Genomic DNA, 26,509 nt, shown 5'->3' with positions numbered 1-26,509 from the left:
CACCATGGTTGATTCTTACGACGACTCCCTCTACGAGGGTGAAAAAAGCAAATCCCAGGTCAAACGCGAGCTGCATGCTCTGGTTGACCTCGGCGAGCGACTGACAACACTCAAGCCTGACTTGCTGGCCAAACTGCCTTTGACCGACGCCTTGCGCCGGGCCCTGGCCGATGCGCCCAAGCACACCGCGAATATCGCGCGTAAACGGCACCTGCAATTCATCGGCAAGCTGATGCGCGATCAGGACACTGACGCCATTTTGGTCCTGCTCGATCAACTCGATGCCTCCACCCGGCAATACAACGAACGTTTCCACAACCTGGAGCGCTGGCGCGATCGCTTGATCGCAGGCGACGACGGCACCCTGGAAAAATTCGTCATCGACTACCCGGAGGCTGATCGTCAGCAATTACGCTCCCTGATCCGTCAGGCCCAGCACGAGCTGGCGCAGAACAAGCCACCGGCCTCGAGCCGTAAAATCTTCAAGTACATCCGTGAGCTGGACGAAACCCAACGCGGCTTGCGCTGATCGTTCACTGGCTCACCAATCCCTTGCCAGGGTAGCCATTACCGTGGCGAGGGAGCTTGCTCCCGCTCGGTTGCGCAGCGACCGCATGGGGCTACTGCGTAGCCCAGCGGGAGCAAGCTCCCTCGCCACGGGGCCGCTGAATATTTTCATGCGCCCGTGCCACCCACGGTAATCGCGTCGATCTTCAAGGTCGGCTGGCCGACGCCCACCGGCACCGATTGCCCATCCTTGCCACACGTCCCCACACCGCTGTCCAGCGCCAGGTCGTTACCGACCATCGACACCTTGCTCATCGCCTCCGGCCCGTTGCCGATCAGGGTCGCGCCTTTGACCGGCGCGGTGATCTTGCCGTCTTCGATCAGGTAGGCCTCGCTGGTGGAGAACACGAACTTGCCACTGGTGATGTCGACCTGGCCGCCGCCGAGGTTGGCGCAATAGATACCTTTTTTCACCGAGGCGATAATTTCCGCCGGATCGCTTTGACCACCGAGCATGTAGGTGTTGGTCATGCGCGGCATGGGCAGGTGCGCGTAGGATTCACGGCGACCGTTGCCCGTGCGGGCCACGCCCATCAGCCGGGCATTGAGCTTGTCTTGCATGTAGCCCTTGAGCACACCGTTCTCGATCAGCGTGGTGCATTCAGTCGGCGTGCCTTCGTCGTCGACGCTCAGGGAGCCACGACGCCCGGCCAGGGTGCCGTCATCGACGATGGTGCAGAGTTTCGAGGCAACCATTTCCCCCATGCGCCCGCTGTAGGCTGAGCTGCCCTTGCGGTTGAAATCGCCTTCCAGGCCGTGACCCACCGCTTCGTGCAGCAGCACGCCGGACCAACCGGACCCCAGCACCACCGGCAACGTACCGGCCGGGGCCGGAATGGCCTCGAGGTTGACCAGCGCCTGGCGCAGCGCTTCGCGGGCGTAGCCCATGGCGCGGTCTTCGCTGAGGAAATAACGGTAATCGGTGCGTCCGCCGCCACCATGGCCGCCGCGCTCACGGCGACCGTTCTGCTCGACGATCACGCTGACGTTGAACCGCACCAGCGGCCGCACGTCCGCCGCCAGACCGCCGTCGGTGGAAGCCACCAGGATCCGCTCCCAGACCCCGGCCATGCTCACCGTCACTTGTTGGATACGCGGATCGAGGGCACGGGTGGCGACGTCGATGCGCTTGAGCAGCTCGACTTTTTCGGCGCGGCTCATGACTTCCAGCGGGTTATCCGGCGCATACAACTGCGCCACGTCCTGGCTGCTGAACGCCTGGACCGTGCCATTCTGCCCGGCGCGGGAGATCGAACGGGCCGCACGGGCCGCGGCACCGAGGGCCTCCAGGGTGATGGCGTTGCTGTAGGCAAAACCGGTTTTTTCCCCGGACTGGGCGCGCACACCCACGCCCTGGTCAAGGTTGAAACTGCCTTCCTTGACGATGCCGTCTTCCAGCGACCAGGATTCGGAGATCTGCCCTTGGAAATACAGGTCGGCCGCATCGATGCCCGGGCCGGCCAGGTCGCCCAGCACGCCTTGCAGGCTCTCCAGGGTTACGCCGCCAGGGGCTAAGAGGTGTTCACTGACTGAGGACAACAACCCGCTCATATGTTTTACGCCTTGAATTCGTCGTCTTGGACAGGTCGCTGTCGAGCGCCCTGCGAGAAAAAGCGCCGATGGCTGGCCACCGGCATGCGCGCCCGGATGGACGCCTGTTCGCTGCTGTCGCGTGCGGCCAGCAGCACGGCCTCACCTTGATCCTGTTGTGCCAGCACGCGGCCCCACGGGTCGACAATCGCGGCATGGCCAAAGGTTTCCCGCGGCCCCGGATGCACGCCGCCCTGGGCGGCCGCCAGCATGTAGCACTGGGTCTCGATGGCCCGGGCGCGAATCAATACCTCCCAATGGGCCGCGCCGGTCACCGCGGTAAACGCCGACGGCGCCGTGATCAGTTCGGCCCCGGCAGCCCGCAACTCGCTGTAGAGCTCCGGAAACCGCAAGTCGTAACAGACCGTCAGGCCGACCCGGCCCACGGGGGTATCGGCAACCACCACGTTAGCGCCATAAGCATAGTCATCCGACTCGCGATAGCGCCCGCGATTGTCCGCCACATCCACATCGAACAAGTGCAGCTTGTCGTAGCGCGCCACGATCTGGCCCTGATCGTCGACCAGCAACGAACAGGCGTGGGACCTGGCCTCGGGCTGGTCCACCGGTGGCAACGGCAACGTGCCGGCCACAATCCATAACTTGAGGTCTCGGGCGACCTGTTTCAACCAGGGCAGGATCGGTCCCTGACCAAAGGCTTCGGCACGACCGATATCGGCAATGTCCCGCCGTCCCATCGCCGCGAAATTCTCCGGCAGCACGGCCAGCCTGGCGCCGCCTGCGGCAGCCTGCTCCAGCAGCGCACGAGCACGGGCCAGGTTGGCGAGCACATCGCTTTGACTGACCATTTGAATCACGGCGAATGGCATGGTGCCTCCTCCCTGTCTCATCTCGTTCCCACGCTCTGCGTGGGAATGCATCAAGTGATGCTCCACGTCACAGGGACGCAGAGCGTCCCGGGCGGCGTTCCCACGCAGAGCGTGGGAACGATCAAAGCTGTCAAAACGGCTTGTCGAAGCTGATCTTCGGCTCTTTCCACGGCCCCTTGACGTCGTATCTTACGCTGGCAAAGCGCGCCACGCGGTCGCCGATCAGTTTGTCGATCAAAAACAGCGCGCCACCCACCGCCGGGGCACCGACGATCAGCGCGGCGATTGGCAGGTTGTTGGTCACCGGCAGCGTCACCAGCAACTTGGCGTCGACCCGGTCGGCCACCATGTCCAGCGTGCCGTTGAGTTCCAGGTTGCTCGACGGCCCGGTCAGGGTAATGGGTTCGCGGGTCACGTACACACCATCGCTTGCCACCAGCAGTCCCTTGACCCGGTCGTAGCTCAGCCCCTTGCCGAACAGGTCGGAGAAGTCCAGGCGCAAGCGTCGGCCGATGGAGTTGAAGTTCAGCAGGCCAAATACCCGCAACGCCTGGGCGCTGCCTTCCACTTCGACAAACTGGCCCTTGCTCAGCGACGCGTCGAGGCTGCCGGAAAAACGCTTGGTGGCGACCCACGCTGGCGAGCCGGGCCAGCGGCCATCGACATCCAGGCGGAACGTCTGGCTGGTCACGCTTGGGGCATAACCCCAGCCCTTGAGCACGTCGCCCAGGTTCTTGCCGCCGATACGGCCCTTGTACCAACTGCTGGTGGAACCGGGCGCGCCTTCCCAACCACCGCTGCCGTTCAACACCATGCCCTTGAGGCCCATGTCCAGCTCGTTCAGCGCGATGCCCTTGGCGGTCGGTCGTACTTTCAACGACCACGCACCGATGAGATCAGGGCCCTGGAACAATTGGTCGATGGCAATATCCATGGCCGGGATTTTGCCGGGATCGACCGACGCCAACGGGTCCGGTGAGTTTTCATCCGCCTGGACCGTCGGGTCTGTGGCCGGCAGGCGCACATAATCAAGCTTGATACCAATCGGGGCGGCCTTTGCGTCCGGCAGGCTGACATTGCCCTTGGCCTGCTGGCTGTCGAGCCGCAAGGCCCAGGCGTCCGACCTGCGGTCCAATTGCACCGATGCCTGGTCCAGGGTCGTACCCATGGCCGTGAGCTTGCCGACAGTCAGATCGACGCTGCTGAGCAGTTGCTTGGCACTGCCGCCCGGATCCTGGCCGGCGTACTTGTTGACCAGGTCCTGCCAGGGACTCACGTCCAGTGCAGGCAGTGTGCCGCGCAGTCGCAGTCCCTTGGCCCCGGGTAGAACGGCATCGCCGGCCCCCAGCAACAATTCGCCACGACCATCGGCGACTTTCCCGCTCGGCGCGGCGTAAGTGAAATTGGCCAGGTCGCCATAATCGAGCCAATAACGCCGCTCCGGCCCTTGCAGGGTCATGCGAAACACCGTGTCGCGCCCGACATCGGCGGCCATGCCGAAGGGTGCCGGCAGGTCCACCGCCACGCCCTTGAGGTTGGAACTGACCGACAATTGGCTGTCGGCGCCGTCGAGGATCACTTGCAACTGGTACGGCACGACACCGGATACCGGCAACGGCTGGGTGACATTCAGCCAACTGGTGAGTTTCTTGATCTCCACCTGCCCGGACGCCGTGACTCGTGTGTTGAGCGCTCCGGCGTGGCCTTCGGCGAAAATCTGTGCGGTCACGGGCCGGTCGAATGCCCGGGCACTGATGCCCTTGCCGCTCAAGCCCTTGTTGCTGTCGAAGCGGAAATCGCCCTTGAGTTGGGTCAGTTCCAGTACCGGCTCGCTGAGCTTGAGACGGGCCTTGTCGGTGGCGAAATCCACCAGGATCTTCGGTTGCTCGCCTTTGACCAGGGGGATGTCGAGCTTCACGCTGCCTTGCAGGTCGCCCTCGCCTTCCCAGCCGGCAAATGTCTCGGCGGTCCCGATCGGCGCGGTCTGGAGGATTTTCAGACCGTCCCCCAGTCCTCCAGCGAACCCGCCGTCCAGAAACAGATGAACGCTTTGCCCGCTGGGTACATGGGGAATGTTCACCGAAACATCCTTGACCTGGGTATCGAGCAATTGTCCTTGGCTGGCGAAGATGCGCACGCCGCTGTCTTCGACGAAGACATCACCGCTGACCTTGCTGACCGAAGGCCAGCCCGGCTGGAACGCCAGTTCGGCGTCATGCACCTTGAAAAACAGGCTGATACTGCGTGCCGCGTCTTCGGCACCGTGATTGAGCGAGCCTTGATACTGGAAGAAGCCCTCGTCCACCGCGCCCTTGACGATGGCCGTGCGCAGCCACTCATCCAGCGCCGGGCTGAGGACCGCCGGCAGGTACTTGGCGGTGTAGCGTCCATCACCGTCCACCAGGCCAACCCGCAGGTCCATGTAGTCTTCCTGGCTGTGGTCGAAATGCAGGCGGATCAGGAAATCGCCAGCAATCCGACCCTCCTCGCCCAGCACCTTCAAATACGGCGCGATCAGGGTGAAGCCTTGCTTGTCGAGCTTCCAGGTCAACCGGGCGTTGGCCTGCAGATACTGCCAGGGCTTGGCGAAAATCGGGTCCAGGTGCAGGGAAAAGTCCTTGCTGTCCATGCGCAGCTCGCCGCCACCGAGGTCGCCGCTCAGACTCCCCGATACATTGCGCGCAGCCGGGGCGCCGCGATAGGCGTCAAAGCCCACGGTGTCCAGGTTGGTGGCGAAGCTGATTTTCTGGTCACCGGTGTTCTGCGGCCGGTAGTCCAGCAGCACGTTGCGCAGGCCACCGGTCACCTTGAGACGGTCGATGGTCGTCGCCAGGCCTTCAGGCAACGGTGCCAGGGCGTTGAGCAAAGGCGTAAGCGGGGTCAGGTCGAGGCGATCGGCCTGCAGGTGCCAGCGCTCCTCGGCCTTTTCGGTGGCAGCACTCTGTTGCAGTTGCAGGCGCGATTCCCAGCGGGTTTCGCCCAGGTTCATCGCCAGGGAATCGAAGGTCGCGGTAAATCCCTGGTCACCACGCTGGAAATATCCATTGAGCGCCAGGTTATGGATCTGCACCGGCTTGCGCTCGGCGTAGGCACCCAGGATGTCAGGAGCGTTCAAGCGCATGGCCGCGCTTTGCACCGTACCGCCGCCCCAACTCAGCCAGAACTCGCCACCGGCCTTGATCCGGGAAAAATTCCATTGCTGGGTCAGGCGTTTGGGCAGCCATTTGGCCCAGTCGCTTTGCGGCAGGCTCAGGTACGCATCGGCCTGGCCGTTCTTCCAGTCACTGGCGCGGATACGGGTGCGCAGGTTGATCGCCACCGGCTGACCGTCAGGCAGGGTCAAGCGCACGTCCAGCCGTTGACGGATGGCGCCGGTGCGCAAGCTCAAACCGACGTAGGTGAGGGTCAGCGGTGGTTGCTCGACAGGTTGCAACGTCACCTGGCTATCGAGCAGCGAGAACCTGGAGACCACCTGCATGCGTTCGAGCAATTGCTGCGGATCGAGGGGCTGGTCGTCCTTCACCGGCAGGCCTTCCAGGGCCCACTTGCCGTCGGTGCCCTCCTTGAGGCTGATCTTCAGGCCGCTGACTTCCAGGTGGGCAATACGCACCTGACGTGCCAGCAAGCTGTCCCACAGGTCGGGCACGGCTCGCACCTGATCCAGGTGCAAGGCGTTGGGGCCTTCGCCGACCACCACGTCGCGCGCAGCCAGGATTGGCGCCAGGGCGCTCCAGCTACCGTCGAGGCGTCCGATGTGCACAGGCATGCCCAAGGCAGCGCCGGCCCGGGTCTCGACCTCGGCGCGATATTCGGCCACCAGCGGGACCAGCTCGCGACCGAGGCTGACGTACAACGCCAGCAACACCAGCAGCAGGGCGCACAGCCCCAGCCCCCAGCGAGTCAGCGCCGCCAAAATGCGTGTCAGACGCTCCATGTCAGTGGGCTCCCCTGGCAAAGACGATCAAATCCGCGGGCCCGCCGCTTCCCAAGCTCTTCAGAGCAACACCACGTCGTATTGTTCCTGGGAATACATGGTTTCCACCTGGAAGCGAATCGTGCGTCCAATAAACGCTTCCAGCTCTGCGACATTGCCTGACTCCTCGTCGAGCAGGCGGTCCACGACTTTCTGGTTCGCCAACACTCTATAGCCGGTCGCCTGGTAGGCGCGCGCCTCCCGGAGAATTTCCCGGAAGATTTCGTAACACACGGTTTCCGGGGTCTTGAGCTTGCCGCGGCCCTGGCAACTGCTGCACGGCTCGCACAGCACCTGTTCGAGGCTTTCGCGGGTGCGCTTGCGGGTCATCTGCACCAGGCCCAGCTCGGTGATACCGATGATGTTGGTCTTGGCGTGGTCGCGTTCGAGTTGTTTTTCCAGGGTCCGCAGCACCTGGCGCTGGTGCTCTTCATCTTCCATGTCGATGAAGTCGATGATGATGATCCCACCCAGGTTGCGCAGGCGCAGTTGCCGGGCAATGGCGGTGGCGGCTTCCAGGTTGGTCTTGAAGATGGTTTCTTCCAGGTTGCGATGGCCGACGAACGCCCCGGTGTTGACGTCGATGGTGCTCATGGCCTCGGCCGGATCCACCACCAGGTAGCCGCCGGACTTGAGCGGGACCTTGCGTTCAAGGGCTTTCTGGATTTCGTCTTCGACGCCGTACAGGTCGAAAATCGGCCGTTCGCCAGGGTAATGCTCGAGGCGGTCGGCGATTTCCGGCATCAGTTCGGCGACGAACTGCGTGGTTTTCTGAAAGGTCTCCCGGGAGTCGATGCGGATTTTCTCGATCTTGGGGCTGACCAGATCGCGCAAGGTCCGCAGCGCCAGGCCCAGGTCTTCGTAGATCACGCTGGGGGTGGCGATGGTCTTGATCTGCGCGGCGATCTGGTCCCAAAGCCTGCGCAGGTAGCGGATGTCCATGAGGATCTCATCGGCCCCGGCCCCTTCGGCGGCGGTGCGCAGGATGAACCCACCGGCTTCCTTGATGCCTTCTTTTTCCACGCAGTCGCTGACCACCTGCTTGAGACGCTCGCGCTCGGCCTCGTCTTCGATCTTCAGGGAAATGCCGACATGGGCGGTGCGCGGCATGTACACCAGGTAGCGCGACGGAATCGACAGTTGCGTGGTCAGGCGCGCGCCCTTGGAGCCGATGGGGTCCTTGGTGACCTGCACCACCAGGCTCTGGCCTTCATGCACCAGCGCGCTGATGCTCTCCACGGCCGGCCCTTCGCGCATGGAAATTTCCGACGCATGGATGAATGCCGCGCGGTCCAGGCCGATGTCGACGAAGGCCGCCTGCATGCCCGGCAGCACCCGCACCACCTTGCCTTTATAGATATTGCCGACGATGCCACGCTTTTGCGTGCGCTCGACGTGGACCTCTTGCAGAACACCGTTTTCAACCACCGCCACGCGCGATTCCATCGGCGTGATGTTGATCAGGATCTCTTCACTCATGGCAGGGTCTCGTTCAGGCATGTTCACGATTATGGCCGCATCAAGTCAGACGGCGCTCAGCGCGCGCTCAAGGTTTGCCAACAGGGTATGCCGAAATGGCCCAGTAGTTCTGCGGTTTCGCACAGCGGCAGGCCGACCACGGCTGAATAACTGCCTTCAAGCCCGGCGACGAATACCGCACCCAGCCCTTGAATGCCATAGCCGCCGGCCTTGTCCCGGGGTTCACCGCTGGCCCAGTAGGCCGCCGCTTCCTGTTCCGTGATCGACCGAAAGCGCACCAGGCTGCGCACAACGCGGGATTCACAACGCTGCCCTCCCAGTATGGCAATGGCGGTCAATACTTCATGTTCGCGACCGGACAGGCTCAAGAGCATCGCCATGGAATCGGCCTGGTCCACGGGTTTGCCGAGAATTCGCCCGTCCAGTACCACAGCCGTATCGGCGCCCAACACGCAGCCATCCATGCCGGCGTCCAGGGCTCGCCGACCCGCCTCGGCCTTGCAGCGCGCCAGGCGCTCGACATAGGCCGAAGGGGTTTCGTGGTCCAGGGGAGTTTCGTCGATGTCCGCGCCGACGGCGGTAAAGGGTACACCGATCTGCGTGAGCAGTTCACGCCGACGCGGCGAACCTGAGGCGAGGTAAAGCGGTTTCATCAAGACATCTCCCTCTCAAAGCACAGCCATCCAGACAAAAACAGCTTTTGTGGCGAGGGAGCTTGCTCCCGCTGGGCTGCGCAGCGGCCCCAACCTTTACGGTCGCTACGCAACCGAGCGGGAGCAAGCTCCCTCGCCACAGGGATGTAAGTCATCAGAAAAAGTGTAGGTATCCTGACCGAATCAGTTGATTTTGAAACGCAGGCGCAGGCCACGCAAACCGAAGCTGACCCAGGGCCAGAGCAAGGCGCTGACCAGGGCTGGCAAGACCAGCGCCAGGGTCGGCTGGCGGTTGCCAGTCAGCGCGCTGAGCCACAACTGCACCAGTTGCGCCAGGCCGAAGATCACCAGGATCACCAGGCACTGCTGCCACATAGGGAACATCCGCAGGCGTTGTTGCAGCGACAGCACCAAGAAGGTGATCAACGTCAGGATCAGCGCGTTCTGCCCCAGCAACGTGCCATAAAGCACGTCCTCGGCCAGGCCCAGGCACCAGGCGGTGACCATGCCGACCTTGTGCGGCAAGGCCAGAGCCCAGAAGGCCAGCAACAGGGCCAGCCACAGTGGGCGCAGGATTTCCATGAACTGCGGCAGCGGCGAAACGCTGAGCAACAGGCCGATGGCGAAGGTCAGCCAGACCATCCAGCCGTTACCGGATTGGGTACTGCTCATTCTTCTCGTGCTCCCCTGGGGGCTGGCGCGGTGGCCGGCGTGGAGGCTGGCGGTTTGGCGGCGGGCCGGGCTGGTTGAGCAGGCTGCGCGGCGGGCGCGTGGGTGGCCGAGCGGGTCGGTTTCACAGCAGGCGCGGCGGGCGCGGTGACCGGGGTTGCCGCCGGCGCGGTGGCCGGAGCCGCCGTCGCGGGTGCTGGCACTGGTGGTTTTGGCACCGCGGCCGGGACAGGCGCCGGCGCTGCGGTCACTGGGGCGGCCGACTCGCCGCCCTGGCGGTCCTGGGCTTCCTGGGCCACGGCGGCATCGTTGGCACGTTCTTCGGGCGTGCGGTTGTCGCTGAATACCAGCAGCAGGTAGCGGCTGCGATTCAATGCCGCCGTCGGCACCGCGCGAACGATGGCAAACGGCTGGCCGGAGTCATGGATGACTTCCTTGACCGTCGCCACCGGATACCCGGCCGGGAAGCGCTGGCCGAGGCCGGAACTGACCAGCAGGTCGCCTTCCTTGATATCGGCGGTATCGGCCACATGCCGCAGCTCCAGGCGTTCCGGGTTACCGGTGCCGCTGGCGATCGCCCGCAGGCCGTTGCGGTTGACCTGCACCGGAATGCTGTGGGTGGTATCGGTCAGCAACAACACGCGGGACGTGTAGGGCATCAACTCCACCACCTGGCCCATCAGGCCACGGGCGTCGAGCACCGGCTGGCCGAGGACCACGCCGTCGCGCTCGCCCTTGTTGATGATGATACGGTGGGTGAAGGGGTTGGGGTCCATGCCGATCAACTCGGCCACTTCGACCTTCTCGTTGACCAGCGCCGAAGAATTGAGCAACTCGCGCAGCCGAACGTTCTGCTCGGTGAGGGCCGCCAGCTTCTGCATGCGCCCCTGCAACAGCAGGTTTTCGGTCTTGAGTTTTTCGTTTTCGGCGACCAGTTCGGTCCGGCTGCCAAACTGGCTGGCGACACCTTGCCACAGGCGCTGCGGCAGGTCGGTGATCCAGTAGGATTCCATCAACACCAGCGACATCTGGCTGCGTACAGGCTTGAGCAGCGTGAAGCGGGCATCGACCACCATCAGCGCGACCGATAGCACGGTCAGCACCAGCAGGCGCACACCCAATGAGGGGCCTTTGGCGAAAAGCGGTTTAATAGGCCGCTCCTCCCAGGCAAATGTTTTCTTTATTCATACGGCATCAAACCGGCCTGGATACGAATGACAGAAGATAAACGCCAACGGGCAGCACTGCAAAGTGCTGCCCGGGAGCGAACAACATAGACCACTTCAGCAAAACTTATTCGCTGGAGAGCAGGTCCATGGTGTGCTTGTCCATCATTTCCAATGCTCGGCCACCGCCGCGGGCAACGCAGGTCAACGGGTCTTCGGCAACGATCACCGGCAGGCCGGTTTCCTGGGCCAACAACTTGTCAAGGTCACGCAACAGTGCGCCACCACCGGTCAGCACCAGGCCGCGCTCGGCGATGTCCGACGCCAGCTCCGGCGGCGACTGCTCCAGGGCGCTCTTGACCGCCTGGACGATGGTCGCCAGCGACTCTTGCAGCGCTTCGAGCACTTCGTTGGAGTTGAGGGTGAAGGCCCGTGGAACGCCTTCAGCCAGGTTGCGACCACGTACGTCGACTTCACGCACTTCACCGCCCGGGTAGGCCGTGCCGATTTCCTGCTTGATGCGCTCGGCGGTGGATTCGCCGATCAGGCTGCCGTAGTTGCGACGCACATAAGTGATGATCGCTTCGTCGAAACGGTCGCCGCCCACACGTACGGATTCGGCGTAGACCACACCATTGAGGGAGATCAGCGCGATTTCAGTGGTACCCCCACCGATGTCGACGACCATCGAGCCGCGGGCTTCTTCCACCGGCAGGCCGGCACCGATGGCAGCGGCCATTGGCTCTTCGATCAGGAACACTTCACGGGCACCGGCGCCGAGGGCCGATTCACGGATAGCGCGTCGCTCTACCTGGGTGGACTTGCATGGAACGCAGATCAGCACACGAGGGCTGGGCTGCAGGAAGCTGTTTTCGTGAACCTTGTTGATGAAGTACTGCAGCATCTTTTCGCAGACGCTGAAGTCGGCGATCACGCCATCCTTCATTGGGCGAATGGCCGCGATGTTGCCCGGTGTACGGCCCAGCATGCGCTTGGCTTCCGTACCGACAGCCACGACACTTTTCTGGTTACCGTGGGTGCGGATGGCCACGACCGAGGGTTCATTCAGGACGATACCGCGCTCGCGCACGTAAATAAGGGTGTTGGCAGTGCCCAGGTCAATGGAAAGATCGCTGGAAAACATGCCACGCAGTTTCTTGAACATGGGAAAGGGACCCTAGGCAACGCGTGGGTAAAAAAGTGCGGCAAACTCTAACAACGACAGGGATTTTGGGCAAGGCGCCAATATGTTAAATTGGCCGCTTTTCTGTGCACCAAACCCCACAATCGCGGCCAGTGCCCTGTGTCATAAGTGCGCTCCTTCTTTGACGAGTGGCTATTGTCGTCAGGCAAGGCGCCGCGACGAGTCATAGCCTGTGCTATGGCGAGAAGCGGCAACGCAGCATGACGGCAATAGACGCCGTCAAAAAGGAACAGCACTTGTGATACAGGGCACTAGGGCCGTAGAAATGCGGTAGTGTTCCGACAATCTAACACACGGACAGACTGCGTCCGTTTTGTTTTCCACTGGAGAATCCCATGGCGCTTGAACGCTCCGACGTGGAAAAAATCGCTCATCTGGCCTGTCTGGGCCTCAATGAAGCCGATCTTCCACACATCACTTCTGCCCTGAACAGCATTCTGGGGCTGGTCGACGAGATGCAGGCGGTCAATACCGACGGCATCGAACCACTGGCACACCCACTGGAAGCCAGCCAGCGCCTGCGCGCCGACGTCGTGACCGAGTCCAATCACCGCGAGGCCTACCAGTCCATCGCACCAGCGGTCGAAAACGGCCTGTACCTGGTTCCGAAAGTCATCGACTAAAGGGAAAGAGCCTCTCATGCATCACATGACCCTGGCCGAGATCGCCCGCGGACTCGCCGATAAAAAGTTTTCTTCCGAAGAGCTGACCCAGGTCCTGCTGGCGCGCATCGCCCAGCTTGACCCGCAGCTCAACAGCTTCATCAGCCTCACCCAGGAGCTGGCCCTGAGCCAGGCCAGGGCCGCCGATGCCCGGCGCGCCAATGGTGAAACCGGTGCCCTGCTCGGTGCGCCGATTGCCCACAAGGACTTGTTCTGCACCCAGGGCATCCGCACCAGCTGCGGTTCGAAGATGCTCGACAACTTCAAAGCCCCGTACGATGCCACCGTGGTCGCCAAGCTGGCCGCCGCCGGCACCGTGACCCTGGGCAAGACCAACATGGACGAATTCGCCATGGGCTCGGCCAACGAGTCGAGCTACTACGGCGCCGTGAAGAACCCGTGGAACCTGGAACACGTACCGGGCGGTTCGTCCGGTGGTTCCGCCGCCGCCGTGGCCGCACGCCTGTTGCCGGCCGCCACCGCCACCGACACCGGCGGTTCGATTCGCCAACCAGCGGCGTTTACCAACCTCACCGGCCTGAAGCCGACCTACGGTCGCGTCTCGCGCTGGGGCATGATCGCCTACGCCTCCAGCCTCGACCAGGGCGGCCCGCTGGCCCGCACCGCCGAAGACTGCGCGATCCTGCTGCAAGGCATGGCCGGCTTCGACCCGAACGACTCCACCAGCATCGATGAGCCCGTGCCGGACTACAGCGCCAGCCTCAACGGTTCGCTGCAGGGCCTGCGCATCGGCGTGCCGAAGGAGTACTTCAGCGCCGGCCTCGACCCGCGCATCGCCGAGCTGGTCCACAACAGCGTCAAGGAGCTGGAGAAGCTCGGCGCGGTCATCAAGGAAATCAGCCTGCCGAACATGCAGCACGCGATTCCCGCGTACTACGTGATCGCCCCGGCGGAAGCGTCCTCGAACCTGTCACGCTTCGACGGCGTGCGCTTCGGCTATCGCTGCGAGAACCCGGAAAACCTGATCGACCTGTACAAGCGCTCCCGTGGCGAAGGCTTCGGTGCCGAAGTGCAGCGCCGGATCATGGTCGGCGCCTATGCGCTGTCCGCCGGCTACTACGACGCCTACTACCTCAAGGCGCAGAAAATCCGCCGCCTGGTGAAAAACGACTTCATGGCGGCCTTCAACGAGGTCGACATCATCCTCGGCCCGACCACGCCAAACCCGGCCTGGAAGCTCGGCGCCAAGAACAGCGACCCGGTCGCCGAGTACCTGGAAGACGTCTACACCATCACCGCCAACCTCGCCGGCTTGCCGGGCCTGTCCATGCCGGCCGGTTTCGTCGATGGCCTGCCGGTGGGCGTGCAGTTGCTCGCGCCGTATTTCCAGGAAGGCCGCCTGTTGAACGTTGCCCACCAGTATCAGTTGAACACTGACTGGCACACCCGCACCCCAACCGGCTTCTGAGGAGAAACACATGCAATGGGAAGTCGTGATCGGGCTGGAGATTCATACCCAGCTCACCACCCGGTCGAAAATCTTTTCCGGTAGCTCCACCACGTTCGGCTCCGAGCCCAACACCCAGGCCAGCCTGGTCGACCTGGGCATGCCCGGCGTGCTGCCGGTGCTCAACGCCGAAGCGGTGCGCATGGCGGTGATGTTCGGCCTGGCGATTGACGCCGAGATCGGCCAGCACAACGTGTTCGCCCGCAAGAACTACTTCTACCCGGACCTGCCCAAGGGCTACCAGATCAGCCAGATGGAACTGCCGATCGTTGGCAAGGGCCACCTGGACATCGCCCTGGAAGACGGCACGGTCAAGCGCGTCGGCATCACCCGGGCGCACCTGGAAGAAGACGCCGGCAAGAGCCTGCACGAAGAATTCAACGGTGCCACCGGCATCGACCTGAACCGCGCCGGCACGCCGCTGCTGGAAATCGTTTCCGAGCCGGACATGCGCAGCGCCAAGGAAGCCGTGGCCTACGTCAAGGCGATCCATGCGCTGGTGCGCTACCTGGGCATCTGCGATGGCAACATGGCCGAAGGCTCGCTGCGCTGCGACTGCAACGTGTCGATCCGGCCTAAAGGCCAGGTTGAGTTCGGCACGCGCTGCGAGATCAAGAACGTCAACTCGTTCCGCTTCATCGAGAAGGCGATCAACAGCGAGATCCAGCGCCAGATCGAACTGATCGAGGACGGTGGCAAGGTCATCCAGCAGACCCGCCTGTACGACCCGAACAAGGACGAGACCCGTCCGATGCGCAGTAAGGAAGAAGCCAACGACTACCGTTACTTCCCCGACCCGGACCTGCTGCCGGTGGTCATCGAGAACGCGTTCCTCGACGAGGTGCGCGCCACCCTGCCGGAACTGCCGCCGCAAAAGCGCGAGCGCTTCCAGGCCCAGTTCGGGCTGTCGAGCTATGACTCCAACGTCCTGGCCACCAGCCGCGAGCAAGCCGATTACTTCGAGAAAGTCGTGAGCATCGGCGGCGACGCCAAGCTGGCGGCCAACTGGGTGATGGTGGAACTGGGCAGCCTGTTGAACAAGCAGGGCCTGGAGATCGACCAGTCGCCGGTCTCGGCCGAGCAACTGGGCGGCATGCTGCTGCGGATCAAGGACAACACCATTTCCGGCAAGATCGCCAAGATGGTGTTCGAAGCCATGGCCAATGGCGAGGGCAGCGCCGACGAGATCATCGAGAAGCGCGGCCTGAAGCAGGTCACCGATACCGGCGCCATTTCCGCCGTGCTCGATGAAATGCTCGCGGCCAACGCCGAGCAGGTCGAACAGTACCGCGCGGCAGACGAAGCCAAGCGCGGCAAGATGTTCGGCTTCTTCGTCGGCCAGGCCATGAAAGCCTCCAAGGGCAAGGCCAACCCGCAACAGGTCAACGAACTGCTCAAAAGCAAGCTTGAGGGCTGATGGACATGGAGCCAGTACCTGTATCTGGCTCATTCCCCTGTGGCGAGGGAGCTTGCTCCCGCTGGGCTGCGCAGCAGCCCCCCCCCGTATCCGGCAGTAGATTGTTGGGGGCCGCTTCGCGGCCCAGCGGGAGCAAGCTCCCTCGCCACAATGATCCTCACAACCACACTGATGTGGGAAACCCTTTGATGAAGCGTCTCCTCGGCGCCTGCGCCCTGCTGTCCCTGCTGGCCGGTTGCGCCAGCCAGAGCGGGACGGTCGATCCTCACGGCTACGACCAGACCGGCGTCGCCTCCTATTACGGTGCAAAACACCACGGCAAACGTACCGCCAGCGGCGAGCGTTTCAACCAGAACGGCCTGACCGCCGCCCATCGCCAGTTGCCGTTCGGCACCCGGGTGAAAGTCACCAATCTGAAAAATAACGACAGCGTCGTGGTCCGTATCAACGACCGCGGTCCGTATACTCGAGGCCGTCTGATCGACGTATCCCGCGCAGCAGCCGAGCAACTGGGCATGCTACGCAGCGGCACCGCACGGGTACGCGTGCAAGCCCTCGACGATTGATAGACGGAGCCCGGCCATTTCCCTGATTACCGCCCTACCGCTGCTCAGCCTGATCGAATTGCTCGGTGGCCTGTTGTTGCTGATCAGCGGCGCCGAGCTGCTGGTGCGGGCTTCAATAGGCTTGGCGGTTCGCTTGCAAGTGCGGCCGCTGATCATCGGCCTGACCGTCGTCGCCTTCGGCAGCAGCGCGCCGCAAATGGCCGTCAGCCTGCAGGCGACTATGGCGCAGAACGCCGACATCGCTGTGGGCAGCGTGATCGGCAGCAGCATCTTCAACATCCTCGTCACCCTCGGGTTGTCGGCGCTGATCATTCCGTTGCGCGTCTCGCGCCAATTGGTGCGCCTGGACATCCCATTGATGATCGGTGCCAGCCTGCTGGTGTTCGTGTTGGCCTGGAATGAGGAACTGACACAACTGGACGGTGTGCTGCTGCTGATGGCCCTGGCGGTGTACCTGGGCCTGTTGCTGCGCCAATCGCGACACTCAGGACGACCGCACCCCGTGGGTGTCGATGTGGCGCAAGGGGCGTGGCCCAAGAGCCTGGCGATGATCGTGCTGGGCCTGGCAATGCTGATTTTCGCCGGCCACCTGCTGCTGGGCGCAGCGGTGGAAGTGGCGATGGATCTGGGGCTTTCGGAGCGCATCATCGGCCTGACCATCGTCGCCGTCAGCACCTCGCTGCCGGAACTCGCCACCTCGTTGATCGCCGCCCTGCGCGGCCAACGGGACATTGCGGTGGGTAACGTCATCGGCAGCAACCTGTTCAACCTGCTCGGGGTATTGGGGATAACCGCCCTCGCCGCTCCCACGCCACTGTCGGTCTCACCGAACGCCCTGGATTTCGACCTGCCGGTGATGCTCGGCGTAGCGGTGCTGTGCCTGCCGGTGTTCTATTCCGGCTACCGCGTCACTCGCGCCGAAGGCCTGCTGTTTTTGGGCTTGTACCTGGCCTATGGGCTGCACGTGGTGTCGTTCACCACCGGCATGCCCCTGGCCGGCCAACTGGAACGGCTGATGCTGTTCTATGTGCTGCCGGCCCTGCTCGCATTTTTGCTGTTCACCTCCCTGCGCGCCTGGCGCCGCCAACACCACAAGAGGGATTTGCCATGACCGACACTCCAAAGACCGGCCTGGACATGCGTCGCCAGGTCATGGGCGACGCATTCGTCGACCGCGCCCTGGGCAACGCCACCGAGTTCACGCAGCCATTGCAGGACTTCGTCAACGAACATGCCTGGGGCAGCGTCTGGCGCCGCGAAGGCCTGCCGCTGAAGACCCGCAGCCTGATCACCCTGGCCGCCCTCACCGTCCTCAAGTGCCCTCAGGAACTCAAAGGCCATGTGCGTGGCGCGCTGAACAACGGTTGTACGGTGGAAGAGATTCGCGAGGCGTTGCTGCATTGTGCGGTGTATGCGGGCGTGCCGGCGGCGATCGATGCGTTTCGGGCGGCGCAGGAAGTGATCGATACTTATCAGAAGCCCGAGTAAAGGCCTGAGCCTTGCGGTAGCAGGTCAGGCGTCTTCGCGAGCAAGCCCGCTCCCACAGCCGGGTGCACATGAGTTCTGTGTCTGCTGAAAATCCAATGAGGGAGCGGGCTTGCTCCCTCATTAAACACGCACGGCCAATGATAATGTGGAGGCGGACCTGTTCGCGAATGGGTCCTGAGGCCCGGCCGTTAGCCCCAGATCCGAGCGCTCTCAGCCTGGAAGAATTCCACCCGGTGCGCTCCCAGGTAAGCTTGAGCGCGCCCCTTCAGCAAGACATTGTCTTCACTGTCCTTATCGCCGTAGACACTCACAAAAACCTTGCTTACCGAGCTCTGTTTTATCTGATCGAAGATGTGTCGGTCATTGTCATCGAACGAATGCCCATAGATAAACAACACCCCTTGCAACCGGCCCAATCGTTCAAAACAATAACTGAGATAGGGGTTGTGCTGAATTCTGACCTTCTTTCGCTCATGTGTAGGTTCTGAGACAAAGGTGGGGAACTTCCTGTTTTCCATGTTCCATTTCACTTGCTCAATGATCGACTCGCCCTGATCCGAACACGCGTGCTTTCTGATACCGCCCTGGGTGTCGTAGATGTGCAGCCCGCCATGGAGGAAATGAACATTCTGGGTTTCAGGGCCCTCCCACGGCCCGCCTCGAAACCCATCGTCCGTGTAATATTCCGGCTCGAGACCAAACTGGTTTCTCGCCCAATAAAACAACAAGTCATAATTGAGCGTGAACACATTGCTGAAGGGCTTGAGAAATTTCCTCACCGAAACATATTGCTCATCCGTCACTTCACGAGGCAATTCCGGGTGGGTGGCCGATATCACCTCAATCAGAGCGTTTTTGACGGCTTCCTGATCGGCCTTGATCTCTTCAATCAGATCCGGGTCGGCATTGTAGATCCTGAGGATATCTTCCGCGGCAATCAGCCGTTTCATGACTTTCTCAAAATCATATGTTTTGAACGTATCGAAGATACGTCGGATCACCCGATGCCTTTCGCCGAAGTGCGCGCTGGAAAACAGACTCTTGTAACTGAAAACATCTTTGTTCCAGGCTTGAGAAAACCCATTTGCCAACAAAATGGAACGCTTGCCGCTGTAATCGACGAAGGAAAAAGCCTCTTCGAAAGTGATCATATAGTCTTCCTTGTGTCGGTCTGATTAACTCCCAACACAATGATACCAATGAGCCACCACTCTTAACCATCCAGAAGATCGTGGGCTAGATCCACCCACCCCACTGCAACACAAAAATCCCCACGTTGGTGGTAATCGCCGCCATCAGCGTGGTGATGACGATGATCGCCGCCGCCAGTTCATGATTGCCATCGGCCGCCCGGGCCATGACGTAACTGGCGGCGGCGGTGGGGCTGCCGAAGTACAGGAACAGGATGCCCAATTCCGCCCCGCGAAAACCCCAGAGCCAGGCCCCGAGGGTGGTCAGCAGCGGCAGGCCGACCATTTTCACCAGGCTCGAACTCAGGGCCATCTTGCCGCTCTTGCGCAACGCCGCCAGCGACAGCGTGCCGCCGATGCAGATCAGCGCCAGGGGCAAGGTCATTTGCGACAGGTATTTGGCCGAGGTCTCGAACCAGTTCGGCAGGCCGATGTGCCAATAAGCGAACGGTGCAGCGACGATCACGCTGATGATCAGCGGGTTGCTGATCACGCTTTTGCAGATGCTCCACGGATCGGACTTGATCACCGGGCTATAGACCGCCAGCACGATGGTCGACAAGGTGTTGTAGAACAGGATCACCAACGCCGCGAGGATCGCCCCCAGGGAAATCCCGTAGTCGCCGTACATGCTCGCCGCCAACGCCAAGCCAATCACGCCGTTGTTGCCGCGAAACGCACCCTGGGTATAGATGCCGCGATCCTCCCGCGGGCAACGCCAGATCGCCCAGCCCCAGGCCATGGCGAAACTTGCCAGGGTAGCGACGGAGAAATAGATCAGCAGGTCGGGCTGCAACGCCGCATGCAGGTCGGCATGGAGGATGCCGAGGAACAACAGCGCCGGCATGGTGACGTTGAACACCAGGGACGAGGCGATGTGGATGAAGTTATCGTTGATCCAGTTGATGCGCTTGAGCAACACCCCCAAAAACAGCATGGCAAACACCGGCGCGGTGATGTTCAGGGTTTCGAGGAAAATTGCCAGCATGCCGGGACCTTGAGAGGGGTGTCGTTAGGTGGCTAATGATAAGCCACTCACGGCACTGGCGTCTGGTGAACTGATCGTTCCCACGCTCTGCGTGGGAATGCAGCCAAGGACGCTCCGCGTCCCAAGATCCGAACGCGGAGCGTCCGCAGAGGCATTCCCCCGCGGAGCGTGGGAACGATCAACGACAACACTAGGTCAGGTAATCGGCGCCGGGTTGAACAACGTGATGTCGTTGTGCAACTTGTGCCGCTCGGCCCAGGTTTGCTTCTTGCCGCTGGCCACGTCCAGGTAGTAGTGGAACAGCTCCCAACCCAGTTCCTCGATGGTCGCGCGTCCAGTGGCGATGCGACCGGCATCGATGTCGATCAGGTCCGGCCAGCGCTGGGCCAGTTCGGTGCGGGTCGAGACTTTCACTACCGGGGCCATCGCCAAGCCGTACGGCGTGCCTCGGCCGGTGGTGAACACGTGCAGGTTCATCCCCGCCGCCAGTTGCAACGTGCCGCAGACAAAATCGCTGGCCGGTGTGGCGCAGAAGATCAGGCCCTTTTGCTTGAAGCGTTCGCCCGGGCCGAGCACGCCGTTGATCGCGCTGCTGCCAGACTTGACGATCGAGCCCAGGGATTTTTCGACGATGTTCGACAGCCCGCCCTTCTTGTTGCCTGGCGTGGTGTTGGCACTGCGATCGGCTTCGCCCTTGGCCAGGTAACGGTCGTACCAGTCCATTTCCCGCACCAGCTCCTGGGCGACTTCCTGGGTTTGCGCCCGGGAGGTCAGCAGGTAGATCGCATCGCGCACTTCGGTGACTTCGGAAAACATCACCGTCGCCCCCGCCCGCAGCAGCAGGTCCGAGGCGTAGCCGAGCGCCGGGTTGGCGGTGATGCCGGAAAACGCATCGCTGCCACCGCACTGCATGCCCAGGATCAGCTCCGACGCCGGCACGGTTTCGCGGCGGCGCTGGTCGAGTTTCTTCAGGCGGGTTTCGGCCAGCTCCATGATCTGCTCGATCATTTCGGTGAAACCGTGACTGGAATCTTGCAAGCGATACAACCACGGCTCGCTGAGGTCCACTGAACTGTCGTTTTCGTGCATCACCTGCCCGGCCTGCAATTTCTCGCAGCCCAGGCTGATCACCAGCGCTTCGCCACCCAGGTTCGGGTTGCGCGCCAGGTTGCGCACGGTGCGGATCGGGATGTACGCATCGGTGGCGGTGATCGCCACGCCACAGCCGTAACTGTGGGTCAGCGCCACCACGTCGTCGACGTTCGGGTACTTGGGCAGCAATTCGTCCTTGATGCGCTTGACCGCGTGGTCCAGCACCCCGGTCACGCACTGCACCGTGGTGGTGATGCCCAGGATATTGCGCGTACCGACAGTGCCGTCGGCGTTGCGGTAGCCCTCGAAGGTGTAGCCCTCCAACGGCGCATCGGCCACCGGCACATCGGTGGACAGCGGCAAGCTGTCCAGCGGCGGCGCGGTGGGCATGCGCAACTGGTCTTCCTTGACCCAACTGCCACAGGGAATCGGTTGCAGCGCGTAGCCAATGACCTGGCCGTAGCGAATCACCTCGCCCCCCTGGGGAATATCTTCCAGGGTGACCTTGTGGCTCTGGGGGACAAAGTCCACGGTAACCAGGCCGTCCGGGAACTCGGTCCCGGCCGGTACGCCTTGGTCATTGACGACGATCACCACGTTGTCCCGCTCGTGCAGGCGGATGTAACGCGGCGAGTCGGCATGTTCAATCAGTTGCATTGACGCCGCTCCTTCAGGATTTCGCTTCAGACAGGCTGGAGATGCCGGCATCCTTGGCCGTTGGTTCCTTGAGCACCACACGCTTGATCGGCCCAACGATGACCAGGTAGCTGAACACCGCCACCAGCGCGTTGCAACCGACGAACACCAGTGCCCACTTGAACGAACCGGTGGCGCTGATGATGTAGCCGATGACGATCGGGGTGGTGATCGACGCCAGGTTACCAAAGGTGTTGAACAGGCCACCGCTCAGGCCGGCGATCTGTTTTGGCGAGGTATCAGACACCACGGCCCAGCCCAGTGCGCCCACGCCTTTACCGAAGAAAGCCAGGGCCATGAAGCCCACCACCATCCATTCGATATCAACGTAGTTGCAGGCCACGATGCTGCTGGACACCAGCAGGCCCGCGATGATCGGCGCCTTGCGGGCGAAGGTCAGCGAATGGCCCTTGCGCAGCAGGTAATCGGAAATCACCCCGCCGAGCACACCGCCGATGAAACCGCAGATCGCCGGCAAGGACGCGATGAAACCGGCCTTGAGGATGGTCATGCCGCGTTCCTGCACCAGATACACCGGGAACCAGGTCAGGAAGAAGTAAGTGATGCCGTTGATGCAGTATTGGCCCAAGTACACGCCGAGCATCATGCGGTTGGTCAGCAGTTGACGGATGTAATCCCACTTCGGACCGTCGGCTTTCTTTTCCTTGCCCTTGTCCTGGTCCATGTCGACCATCGCGCCGTTGGCGGCGATGTGATTGAACTCGGCTTCGTTGATCATCGGGTGCTGGCGCGGGCTGTAGATCACTTTCAGCCAGATCAGCGAGAACACGATACCGATCACGCCCATCACGATGAACACGTGCTGCCAGCCGAAACGGTAGACGATCCAGCCCATCAGCGGTGCGAACAACACGGTGGCGAAATACTGCGCCGAGTTGAAAATCGCCGAGGCGGTGCCGCGTTCTGCGGTGGGGAACCAGGCGGCGACGATCCGTGCATTGCCCGGGAAGGACGGTGCTTCGGCCAACCCCACCAGGAAGCGCAACATGAACAGCGCAACCACGGCCGTGGACATGCCGAATTCACCGACATAGCCTTGCAGCACGGTGAACAGCGACCAGGTGAAAATGCTCAAGGCATAGATTTTTTTCGAGCCGAAACGGTCGAGCAGCCAGCCGCCAGGAATCTGCCCGGCCACGTAGGCCCAGCCGAAAGCGGAGAAGATATAACCGAGGGTAACGGCATCGATGCCGAGGTCTTTTTGCAGGCTGGAGCCTGCGATGGCGATGGTGGCACGGTCGGCATAGTTGATCGTCGTCACCAAAAACAGCATGAGCAGGATCAAATAGCGGACGTGTGTCGGCTTGGTCGCTTGCATGTAATCTTCTTCCACTATTTATTTTTATGCGGGAAATCAAATTGTGCGGTCGGCACCTGTGCCCGGCGCCGACCGGTGTTGCGTATTACGATCCGATGTAGGAGGTCTTCACCACGGTGTAGAACTCTTGCGCGTAGCGACCTTGCTCACGCGAACCATAGGACGAACCTTTGCGCCCGCCGAACGGCACGTGGTAATCCACGCCGGCAGTCGGCAGGTTGACCATCACCATGCCCGCCTGGGAATGGCGCTTGAAGTGGTTGGCATACTTCAGCGAGGTGGTGGCGATACCGGCCGACAAGCCGAACTCGGTGTCGTTGGCCATCGCCAGCGCCGCCTCGTAGTCGGCCACGCGCACGACGTTGGCCACCGGGCCGAAGATCTCTTCGCGGCTGATGCGCATCGAGGCTTCGCTGTCGGCGAACAGGGTCGGCGCGAGGAAGTAACCTTCGGTGTCGCACGTCACCAGGCCACCACCGCTGACCAGCCGCGCACCTTCGCTCTGGCCGATGTCGATGTACTTCAAGTCCTGGTTGAGCTGGGCTTCGGAAACCACCGGGCCGATATCCGTGCCGGACTTCAAGGCATGACCGACCTTGATCGACTGCATGCGCTCGGCCATGGCCTCGACGAACTTGTCGTGAATGCCAGCGGTGACGATTAGGCGGCTCGAGGCCGTGCAACGCTGGCCGGTGGAGTAGAACGCGCTCTGCACCGCCAGTTCGACGGCCTGCTTGAGGTCGGCGTCGTCGAGGATGATCTGCGGGTTCTTGCCGCCCATTTCCAACTGGACCTTGGCCTGGCGCGACACGCAGTTGACCGCGATCTGCCGGCCTACACCGACGGAGCCGGTGAAGCTGATGCCGTCGACTTTCGGGCTGTTGACCAGAATGTCGCCGACCACACGGCCGCTGCCCATCACCAGGTTGAACGCACCGGCCGGGAAACCGGCGCGGGAAATGATCTCGGCCAAGGCCCAGGCACAGCCCGGCACCAATTCGGCGGGTTTGATCACCACGCAGTTGCCGTAGGCCAGGGCCGGGGCGATTTTCCACGCGGGAATGGCGATCGGGAAGTTCCAGGGGGTGATCAGGCCGACCACACCGAGGGCTTCGCGGGTGACTTCGACGTTGACGCCCGGACGCACCGACGGCACGTAATCGCCGGACAGGCGCAGGCATTCACCGGCGAAGAATTTGAAAATGTTACCGGCGCGGGTCACTTCGCCGATGGCTTCGGGCAGGGTCTTGCCCTCTTCCCGGGCCAGCAATTGGCCGAGTTCTTCACGGCGGGCGAGGATCTCGCTGCCGACTTTGTCCAGCGCATCGTGACGGGCCTGGATGCCTGAGGTCGACCAGGCCGGAAACGCGGCGCGGGCGGCTTCGATGGCGGCATTGACTTGCGCTGCGTCAGCCTTGGCGTATTCACCGATGACATCGGACAGGTCAGACGGGTTGATGTTGGTGCAATAGTCAGCACCGGCCACCCACTGACCGTTGATGTAGTTATCGAAACGCTTTGAATCTGCCACGGATGCTCCTCCTAACAAAAAGCCTGTCTAGTCCCAAGATCATTCCCACGCGTTGCGCGGGAACGCCTCAACGGACACTCCGCGTTCGGCTTAAGGGACGCAGAGCGTCCCTGGCTGCGTTCCCACGCAGAGCGTGGGAACGATCAAGCCTTACGCAAAAGCCGCTGATTGCTCAGCGGCCTTGTCGGGTCTGTTATTGCTTGCCTTGCTTGTCGATCAGCGCGGCCAGGGCTTCGTATTCTTCTGGCAGCAGATCGGTCAGCGGCGTGCGCACAGGACCTGCGTCGTAGCCGACGATTTTCGCGCCGGCCTTGACGATGCTCACCGCGTAACCGGCCTTGCGGTTGCGGATGTCCAGGTAAGGCAGGAAGAAGTCGTCGATGATTTTGCCGACGGTCTCGTGATCGTCGCGGGCAATGGCGTGGTAGAAGTCCATCGCGGTTTTCGGAATGAAGTTGAATACCGCCGAGGAGTAGACCGGCACGCCCAGGGCCTTGTAGGCCGCGGCGTAGACTTCAGCGGTCGGCAGGCCGCCCAGGTAGCTGAAACGATCGCCGAGGCGACGACGGATCGACACCATCAGCTCGATATCACCCAGGCCATCCTTGTAACCGATCAGGTTCGGGCAGCGCTCGGCCAGTTGCTCCAGCTGGGTGGCGTTCAGGCGGCAGACGTTGCGGTTGTACACCACCACGCCGATTTTCACCGATTTGCACACGGCTTCAACGTGGGCGGCGACGCCGTCCTGGCTGGCTTCGGTCAGGTAGTGCGGCAGCAGCAACAGGCCCTTGGCACCCAGGCGCTCGGCTTCTTGAGCGTATTCGATGGCCTGGCGAGTGGCACCGCCAACACCGGCAAGAATTGGCACGCTGGTGGCGCAGGTATCGACGGCGGTCTTGATGACTTGCGAATACTCGCTGGCGGCCAGGGAGAAGAATTCACCGGTGCCGCCTGCTGCGAACAGCGCAGAAGCGCCGTACGGGGCCAGCCACTCGAGACGCTTGATGTAGCTGGCGCGATTGAAATCGCCTTGGGCAGTGAAATCGGTGACCGGGAACGACAGCAGGCCAGACGAGAGGATGGACTTCAGTTCTTGTGGATTCATTATTCGAACACCCTGGGACGCAAAATGTGTATGAAATGGTTAAGCTTCGGCCAGAAGTTGTAGGTCATCGTACAACTTAAAATACACACGTCAACTGCATTTCGTCTTTTGTCAGGTGTGAGGGCACGGGGAGCGCTCGCAAAGCCTTGTAAATCAGGCCATCTGGCGGAATTGGAAAGCCAATGAAACTTGCGGGCGAGTGCCCAGGACCACTCATCGCGACTGTCAACTCTGTCAGTAGGCGACGTTACGGGACGGAGGCATAACGGCAGTGGGGCCGTGCGACGCCCGGCCGTGGTCCTTTTCCGAAACCTTTAAAGTGAGTCGCCCGTACGCGACGATCAGGGCCGTCTCACAAGGAGTGACATCATGGCGAAGACGTATGCGAAACCAACGCTCAAGGATTTTCCAGCCACAGGGGAAGTCACGGTCAGCCTGTCAAAGACAAAGACGTTAACCGTGAAAATTCCGGATGCAGATTTCGACCGCTACTCGAACGCCCAACTGACTCTGGGCGTCGGCTCGACACATCCAACTTCGGTAGGCGCGTTTACATCTCTGACCGCCGGCGAGGAAGGTACGCCACGCAAGGGGGTGACAGTGACGCTAACCCATGCCGACTTGACAGCTTACGTCGGCCAATTGGTTGAGCTTCGTTACGTGGTGACTTACGAGAGCTGGGATCCCGATACATCCGAGCCGCAAATGTTGCGGATCAGTGCGTAGGATTGGCGCCTACGATTTGTCAGACAGGCAAACAGATCGAAAACCGGACACCGCTCTCTTTGCCGAGGGGGATGCTTCATGTGGCGAGGGAGCTTGCTCCCGCTGGGGCG

General features: G+C 62.0%; 22 protein-coding genes. 8 read left to right on the top strand and 14 right to left on the bottom strand.

The annotated features are described in order from the left end of the window. Nucleotides 1-4 precede the first annotated feature (4 nt). Nucleotides 5-529 (top strand): ribosome biogenesis factor YjgA, encoded by a 525-nt coding sequence (gene yjgA, locus BLO97_RS22910; RefSeq protein ID WP_014336624.1) that lies wholly within the window; start codon nucleotides 5-7, stop codon nucleotides 527-529. A 146-nt stretch (nucleotides 530-675) separates the two neighbouring features. On the opposite strand, the gene tldD is transcribed toward yjgA, so the two are convergent. From tldD to mreB, 8 genes are all read right to left on the bottom strand, one after another. Further along, entirely contained in the window at nucleotides 676-2,118 is a 1,443-nt protein-coding gene (tldD, locus tag BLO97_RS22905) for a metalloprotease TldD (protein WP_072341241.1), read from the bottom strand. Between the two features lie 5 nt (nucleotides 2,119-2,123). Next, the gene (locus tag BLO97_RS22900; protein WP_092348345.1) at nucleotides 2,124-2,987 is read right to left on the bottom strand and encodes a carbon-nitrogen hydrolase family protein; all 864 of its coding nucleotides are present in this window, start codon (nucleotides 2,985-2,987) and stop codon (nucleotides 2,124-2,126) included. Between the two features lie 130 nt (nucleotides 2,988-3,117). Then, nucleotides 3,118-6,921 carry a YhdP family protein gene (locus BLO97_RS22895; protein ID WP_092348342.1) on the bottom strand — a complete coding sequence of 1,268 codons (3,804 nt, stop codon included), beginning with the start codon at nucleotides 6,919-6,921 and terminating at the stop codon, nucleotides 3,118-3,120. A 60-nt stretch (nucleotides 6,922-6,981) separates the two neighbouring features. Continuing rightward, the gene (gene rng / locus BLO97_RS22890; protein ID WP_018613976.1) at nucleotides 6,982-8,439 is read right to left on the bottom strand and encodes a ribonuclease G; all 1,458 of its coding nucleotides are present in this window, start codon (nucleotides 8,437-8,439) and stop codon (nucleotides 6,982-6,984) included. Between the two features lie 56 nt (nucleotides 8,440-8,495). Then, nucleotides 8,496-9,092, bottom strand: coding sequence for a Maf family protein (locus BLO97_RS22885; RefSeq protein WP_092225339.1), 597 nt, complete (start codon nucleotides 9,090-9,092; stop codon nucleotides 8,496-8,498). Nucleotides 9,093-9,275: 183 nt separating this feature from the next. After that, nucleotides 9,276-9,764 (bottom strand): rod shape-determining protein MreD, encoded by a 489-nt coding sequence (gene mreD / locus BLO97_RS22880; protein ID WP_003197820.1) that lies wholly within the window; start codon nucleotides 9,762-9,764, stop codon nucleotides 9,276-9,278. After that, the gene (gene mreC / locus BLO97_RS22875) at nucleotides 9,761-10,912 is read right to left on the bottom strand and encodes a rod shape-determining protein MreC (RefSeq protein WP_092149031.1); all 1,152 of its coding nucleotides are present in this window, start codon (nucleotides 10,910-10,912) and stop codon (nucleotides 9,761-9,763) included. The genes mreD and mreC overlap by 4 nt, the downstream gene beginning before the upstream one ends. A 142-nt stretch (nucleotides 10,913-11,054) precedes the next feature. Further along, a complete protein-coding gene (gene mreB, locus BLO97_RS22870) occupies nucleotides 11,055-12,092 on the bottom strand; it encodes a rod shape-determining protein MreB (RefSeq protein WP_002555108.1) in 1,038 nt (345 codons plus the stop codon). A 374-nt stretch (nucleotides 12,093-12,466) separates the two neighbouring features. On the opposite strand from mreB, the gene gatC reads away from it, so the two are divergent. From gatC to BLO97_RS22840, 6 genes are all read left to right on the top strand, one after another. Next, nucleotides 12,467-12,754 carry an Asp-tRNA(Asn)/Glu-tRNA(Gln) amidotransferase subunit GatC gene (gatC, locus tag BLO97_RS22865; RefSeq protein WP_003197816.1) on the top strand — a complete coding sequence of 96 codons (288 nt, stop codon included), beginning with the start codon at nucleotides 12,467-12,469 and terminating at the stop codon, nucleotides 12,752-12,754. A 16-nt stretch (nucleotides 12,755-12,770) separates the two neighbouring features. After that, nucleotides 12,771-14,222 (top strand): Asp-tRNA(Asn)/Glu-tRNA(Gln) amidotransferase subunit GatA, encoded by a 1,452-nt coding sequence (gene gatA / locus BLO97_RS22860; protein ID WP_063322926.1) that lies wholly within the window; start codon nucleotides 12,771-12,773, stop codon nucleotides 14,220-14,222. 10 nt (nucleotides 14,223-14,232) lie between these two features. Then, nucleotides 14,233-15,678, top strand: a complete 1,446-nt coding sequence (gene gatB, locus BLO97_RS22855; RefSeq protein WP_092348338.1) for an Asp-tRNA(Asn)/Glu-tRNA(Gln) amidotransferase subunit GatB — start codon at nucleotides 14,233-14,235, stop codon at nucleotides 15,676-15,678. Nucleotides 15,679-15,866: 188 nt separating this feature from the next. After that, the gene (locus tag BLO97_RS22850) at nucleotides 15,867-16,244 is read left to right on the top strand and encodes a septal ring lytic transglycosylase RlpA family protein (protein WP_063322928.1); all 378 of its coding nucleotides are present in this window, start codon (nucleotides 15,867-15,869) and stop codon (nucleotides 16,242-16,244) included. A 49-nt stretch (nucleotides 16,245-16,293) separates the two neighbouring features. Further along, a complete protein-coding gene (locus BLO97_RS22845) occupies nucleotides 16,294-17,355 on the top strand; it encodes a calcium/sodium antiporter (RefSeq protein ID WP_092348336.1) in 1,062 nt (353 codons plus the stop codon). Then, a complete protein-coding gene (locus tag BLO97_RS22840; RefSeq protein ID WP_092348332.1) occupies nucleotides 17,352-17,732 on the top strand; it encodes a carboxymuconolactone decarboxylase family protein in 381 nt (126 codons plus the stop codon). Before BLO97_RS22845 ends, BLO97_RS22840 begins: the two co-directional genes overlap by 4 nt. Before the next feature lie 188 nt (nucleotides 17,733-17,920). On the opposite strand, the gene BLO97_RS22835 is transcribed toward BLO97_RS22840, so the two are convergent. The 6 genes from BLO97_RS22835 to kdgD all read right to left on the bottom strand — a co-directional run bounded on the left by BLO97_RS22835 (nucleotide 17,921) and on the right by kdgD (nucleotide 25,673). After that, nucleotides 17,921-18,883, bottom strand: coding sequence for a DUF4917 family protein (locus BLO97_RS22835; RefSeq protein ID WP_063322931.1), 963 nt, complete (start codon nucleotides 18,881-18,883; stop codon nucleotides 17,921-17,923). Nucleotides 18,884-18,968: 85 nt separating this feature from the next. Further along, the gene (locus tag BLO97_RS22830; RefSeq protein WP_092149038.1) at nucleotides 18,969-19,910 is read right to left on the bottom strand and encodes an AEC family transporter; all 942 of its coding nucleotides are present in this window, start codon (nucleotides 19,908-19,910) and stop codon (nucleotides 18,969-18,971) included. Nucleotides 19,911-20,105: 195 nt separating this feature from the next. Beyond that, nucleotides 20,106-21,659, bottom strand: coding sequence for a galactarate dehydratase (gene garD, locus BLO97_RS22825; protein WP_092149040.1), 1,554 nt, complete (start codon nucleotides 21,657-21,659; stop codon nucleotides 20,106-20,108). A gap of 13 nt (nucleotides 21,660-21,672) precedes the next feature. Beyond that, nucleotides 21,673-23,037: an MFS transporter gene (locus tag BLO97_RS22820; protein ID WP_072341209.1), complete on the bottom strand. Its 1,365-nt coding sequence runs from the start codon at nucleotides 23,035-23,037 to the stop codon at nucleotides 21,673-21,675. A gap of 85 nt (nucleotides 23,038-23,122) precedes the next feature. Next, nucleotides 23,123-24,568 (bottom strand): aldehyde dehydrogenase family protein, encoded by a 1,446-nt coding sequence (locus tag BLO97_RS22815; RefSeq protein WP_092149042.1) that lies wholly within the window; start codon nucleotides 24,566-24,568, stop codon nucleotides 23,123-23,125. Between the two features lie 193 nt (nucleotides 24,569-24,761). After that, nucleotides 24,762-25,673: a 5-dehydro-4-deoxyglucarate dehydratase gene (gene kdgD, locus BLO97_RS22810; protein ID WP_025211830.1), complete on the bottom strand. Its 912-nt coding sequence runs from the start codon at nucleotides 25,671-25,673 to the stop codon at nucleotides 24,762-24,764. A 369-nt stretch (nucleotides 25,674-26,042) separates the two neighbouring features. Here kdgD and BLO97_RS22805 point away from each other — a divergent pair, with 369 nt between their 5' ends. Beyond that, complete coding sequence (locus BLO97_RS22805) at nucleotides 26,043-26,399, top strand: hypothetical protein (RefSeq protein ID WP_092348327.1); 357 nt, start codon at nucleotides 26,043-26,045, stop codon at nucleotides 26,397-26,399. The last annotated feature ends 110 nt before the right edge of the window (nucleotides 26,400-26,509 follow it).

This window comes from Pseudomonas sp. NFACC05-1 (assembly GCF_900100135.1).
GTDB classification, from domain to species: domain Bacteria; phylum Pseudomonadota; class Gammaproteobacteria; order Pseudomonadales; family Pseudomonadaceae; genus Aquipseudomonas; species Aquipseudomonas fluorescens_Q.
This window is presented reverse-complemented; position numbering and strand designations above follow the sequence as displayed.

What these genes read in the sequence shown, in the direction of transcription:
- yjgA (WP_014336624.1), top strand. Translation starts at nt 5, where the DNA reads ATGGTTGATTCTTACGACGACTCCCTCTACGAGGGTGAAAAAAGCAAA.
- tldD (WP_072341241.1), bottom strand. Translation starts at nt 2,118, where the DNA reads ATGAGCGGGTTGTTGTCCTCAGTCAGTGAACACCTCTTAGCCCCTGGC.
- BLO97_RS22900 (WP_092348345.1), bottom strand. Translation starts at nt 2,987, where the DNA reads ATGCCATTCGCCGTGATTCAAATGGTCAGTCAAAGCGATGTGCTCGCC.
- BLO97_RS22895 (WP_092348342.1), bottom strand. Translation starts at nt 6,921, where the DNA reads ATGGAGCGTCTGACACGCATTTTGGCGGCGCTGACTCGCTGGGGGCTG.
- rng (WP_018613976.1), bottom strand. Translation starts at nt 8,439, where the DNA reads ATGAGTGAAGAGATCCTGATCAACATCACGCCGATGGAATCGCGCGTG.
- BLO97_RS22885 (WP_092225339.1), bottom strand. Translation starts at nt 9,092, where the DNA reads ATGAAACCGCTTTACCTCGCCTCAGGTTCGCCGCGTCGGCGTGAACTG.
- mreD (WP_003197820.1), bottom strand. Translation starts at nt 9,764, where the DNA reads ATGAGCAGTACCCAATCCGGTAACGGCTGGATGGTCTGGCTGACCTTC.
- mreB (WP_002555108.1), bottom strand. Translation starts at nt 12,092, where the DNA reads ATGTTCAAGAAACTGCGTGGCATGTTTTCCAGCGATCTTTCCATTGAC.
- gatC (WP_003197816.1), top strand. Translation starts at nt 12,467, where the DNA reads ATGGCGCTTGAACGCTCCGACGTGGAAAAAATCGCTCATCTGGCCTGT.
- gatA (WP_063322926.1), top strand. Translation starts at nt 12,771, where the DNA reads ATGCATCACATGACCCTGGCCGAGATCGCCCGCGGACTCGCCGATAAA.
- gatB (WP_092348338.1), top strand. Translation starts at nt 14,233, where the DNA reads ATGCAATGGGAAGTCGTGATCGGGCTGGAGATTCATACCCAGCTCACC.
- BLO97_RS22850 (WP_063322928.1), top strand. Translation starts at nt 15,867, where the DNA reads ATGAAGCGTCTCCTCGGCGCCTGCGCCCTGCTGTCCCTGCTGGCCGGT.
- BLO97_RS22840 (WP_092348332.1), top strand. Translation starts at nt 17,352, where the DNA reads ATGACCGACACTCCAAAGACCGGCCTGGACATGCGTCGCCAGGTCATG.
- BLO97_RS22835 (WP_063322931.1), bottom strand. Translation starts at nt 18,883, where the DNA reads ATGATCACTTTCGAAGAGGCTTTTTCCTTCGTCGATTACAGCGGCAAG.
- BLO97_RS22830 (WP_092149038.1), bottom strand. Translation starts at nt 19,910, where the DNA reads ATGCTGGCAATTTTCCTCGAAACCCTGAACATCACCGCGCCGGTGTTT.
- garD (WP_092149040.1), bottom strand. Translation starts at nt 21,659, where the DNA reads ATGCAACTGATTGAACATGCCGACTCGCCGCGTTACATCCGCCTGCAC.
- BLO97_RS22820 (WP_072341209.1), bottom strand. Translation starts at nt 23,037, where the DNA reads ATGCAAGCGACCAAGCCGACACACGTCCGCTATTTGATCCTGCTCATG.
- kdgD (WP_025211830.1), bottom strand. Translation starts at nt 25,673, where the DNA reads ATGAATCCACAAGAACTGAAGTCCATCCTCTCGTCTGGCCTGCTGTCG.
- BLO97_RS22805 (WP_092348327.1), top strand. Translation starts at nt 26,043, where the DNA reads ATGGCGAAGACGTATGCGAAACCAACGCTCAAGGATTTTCCAGCCACA.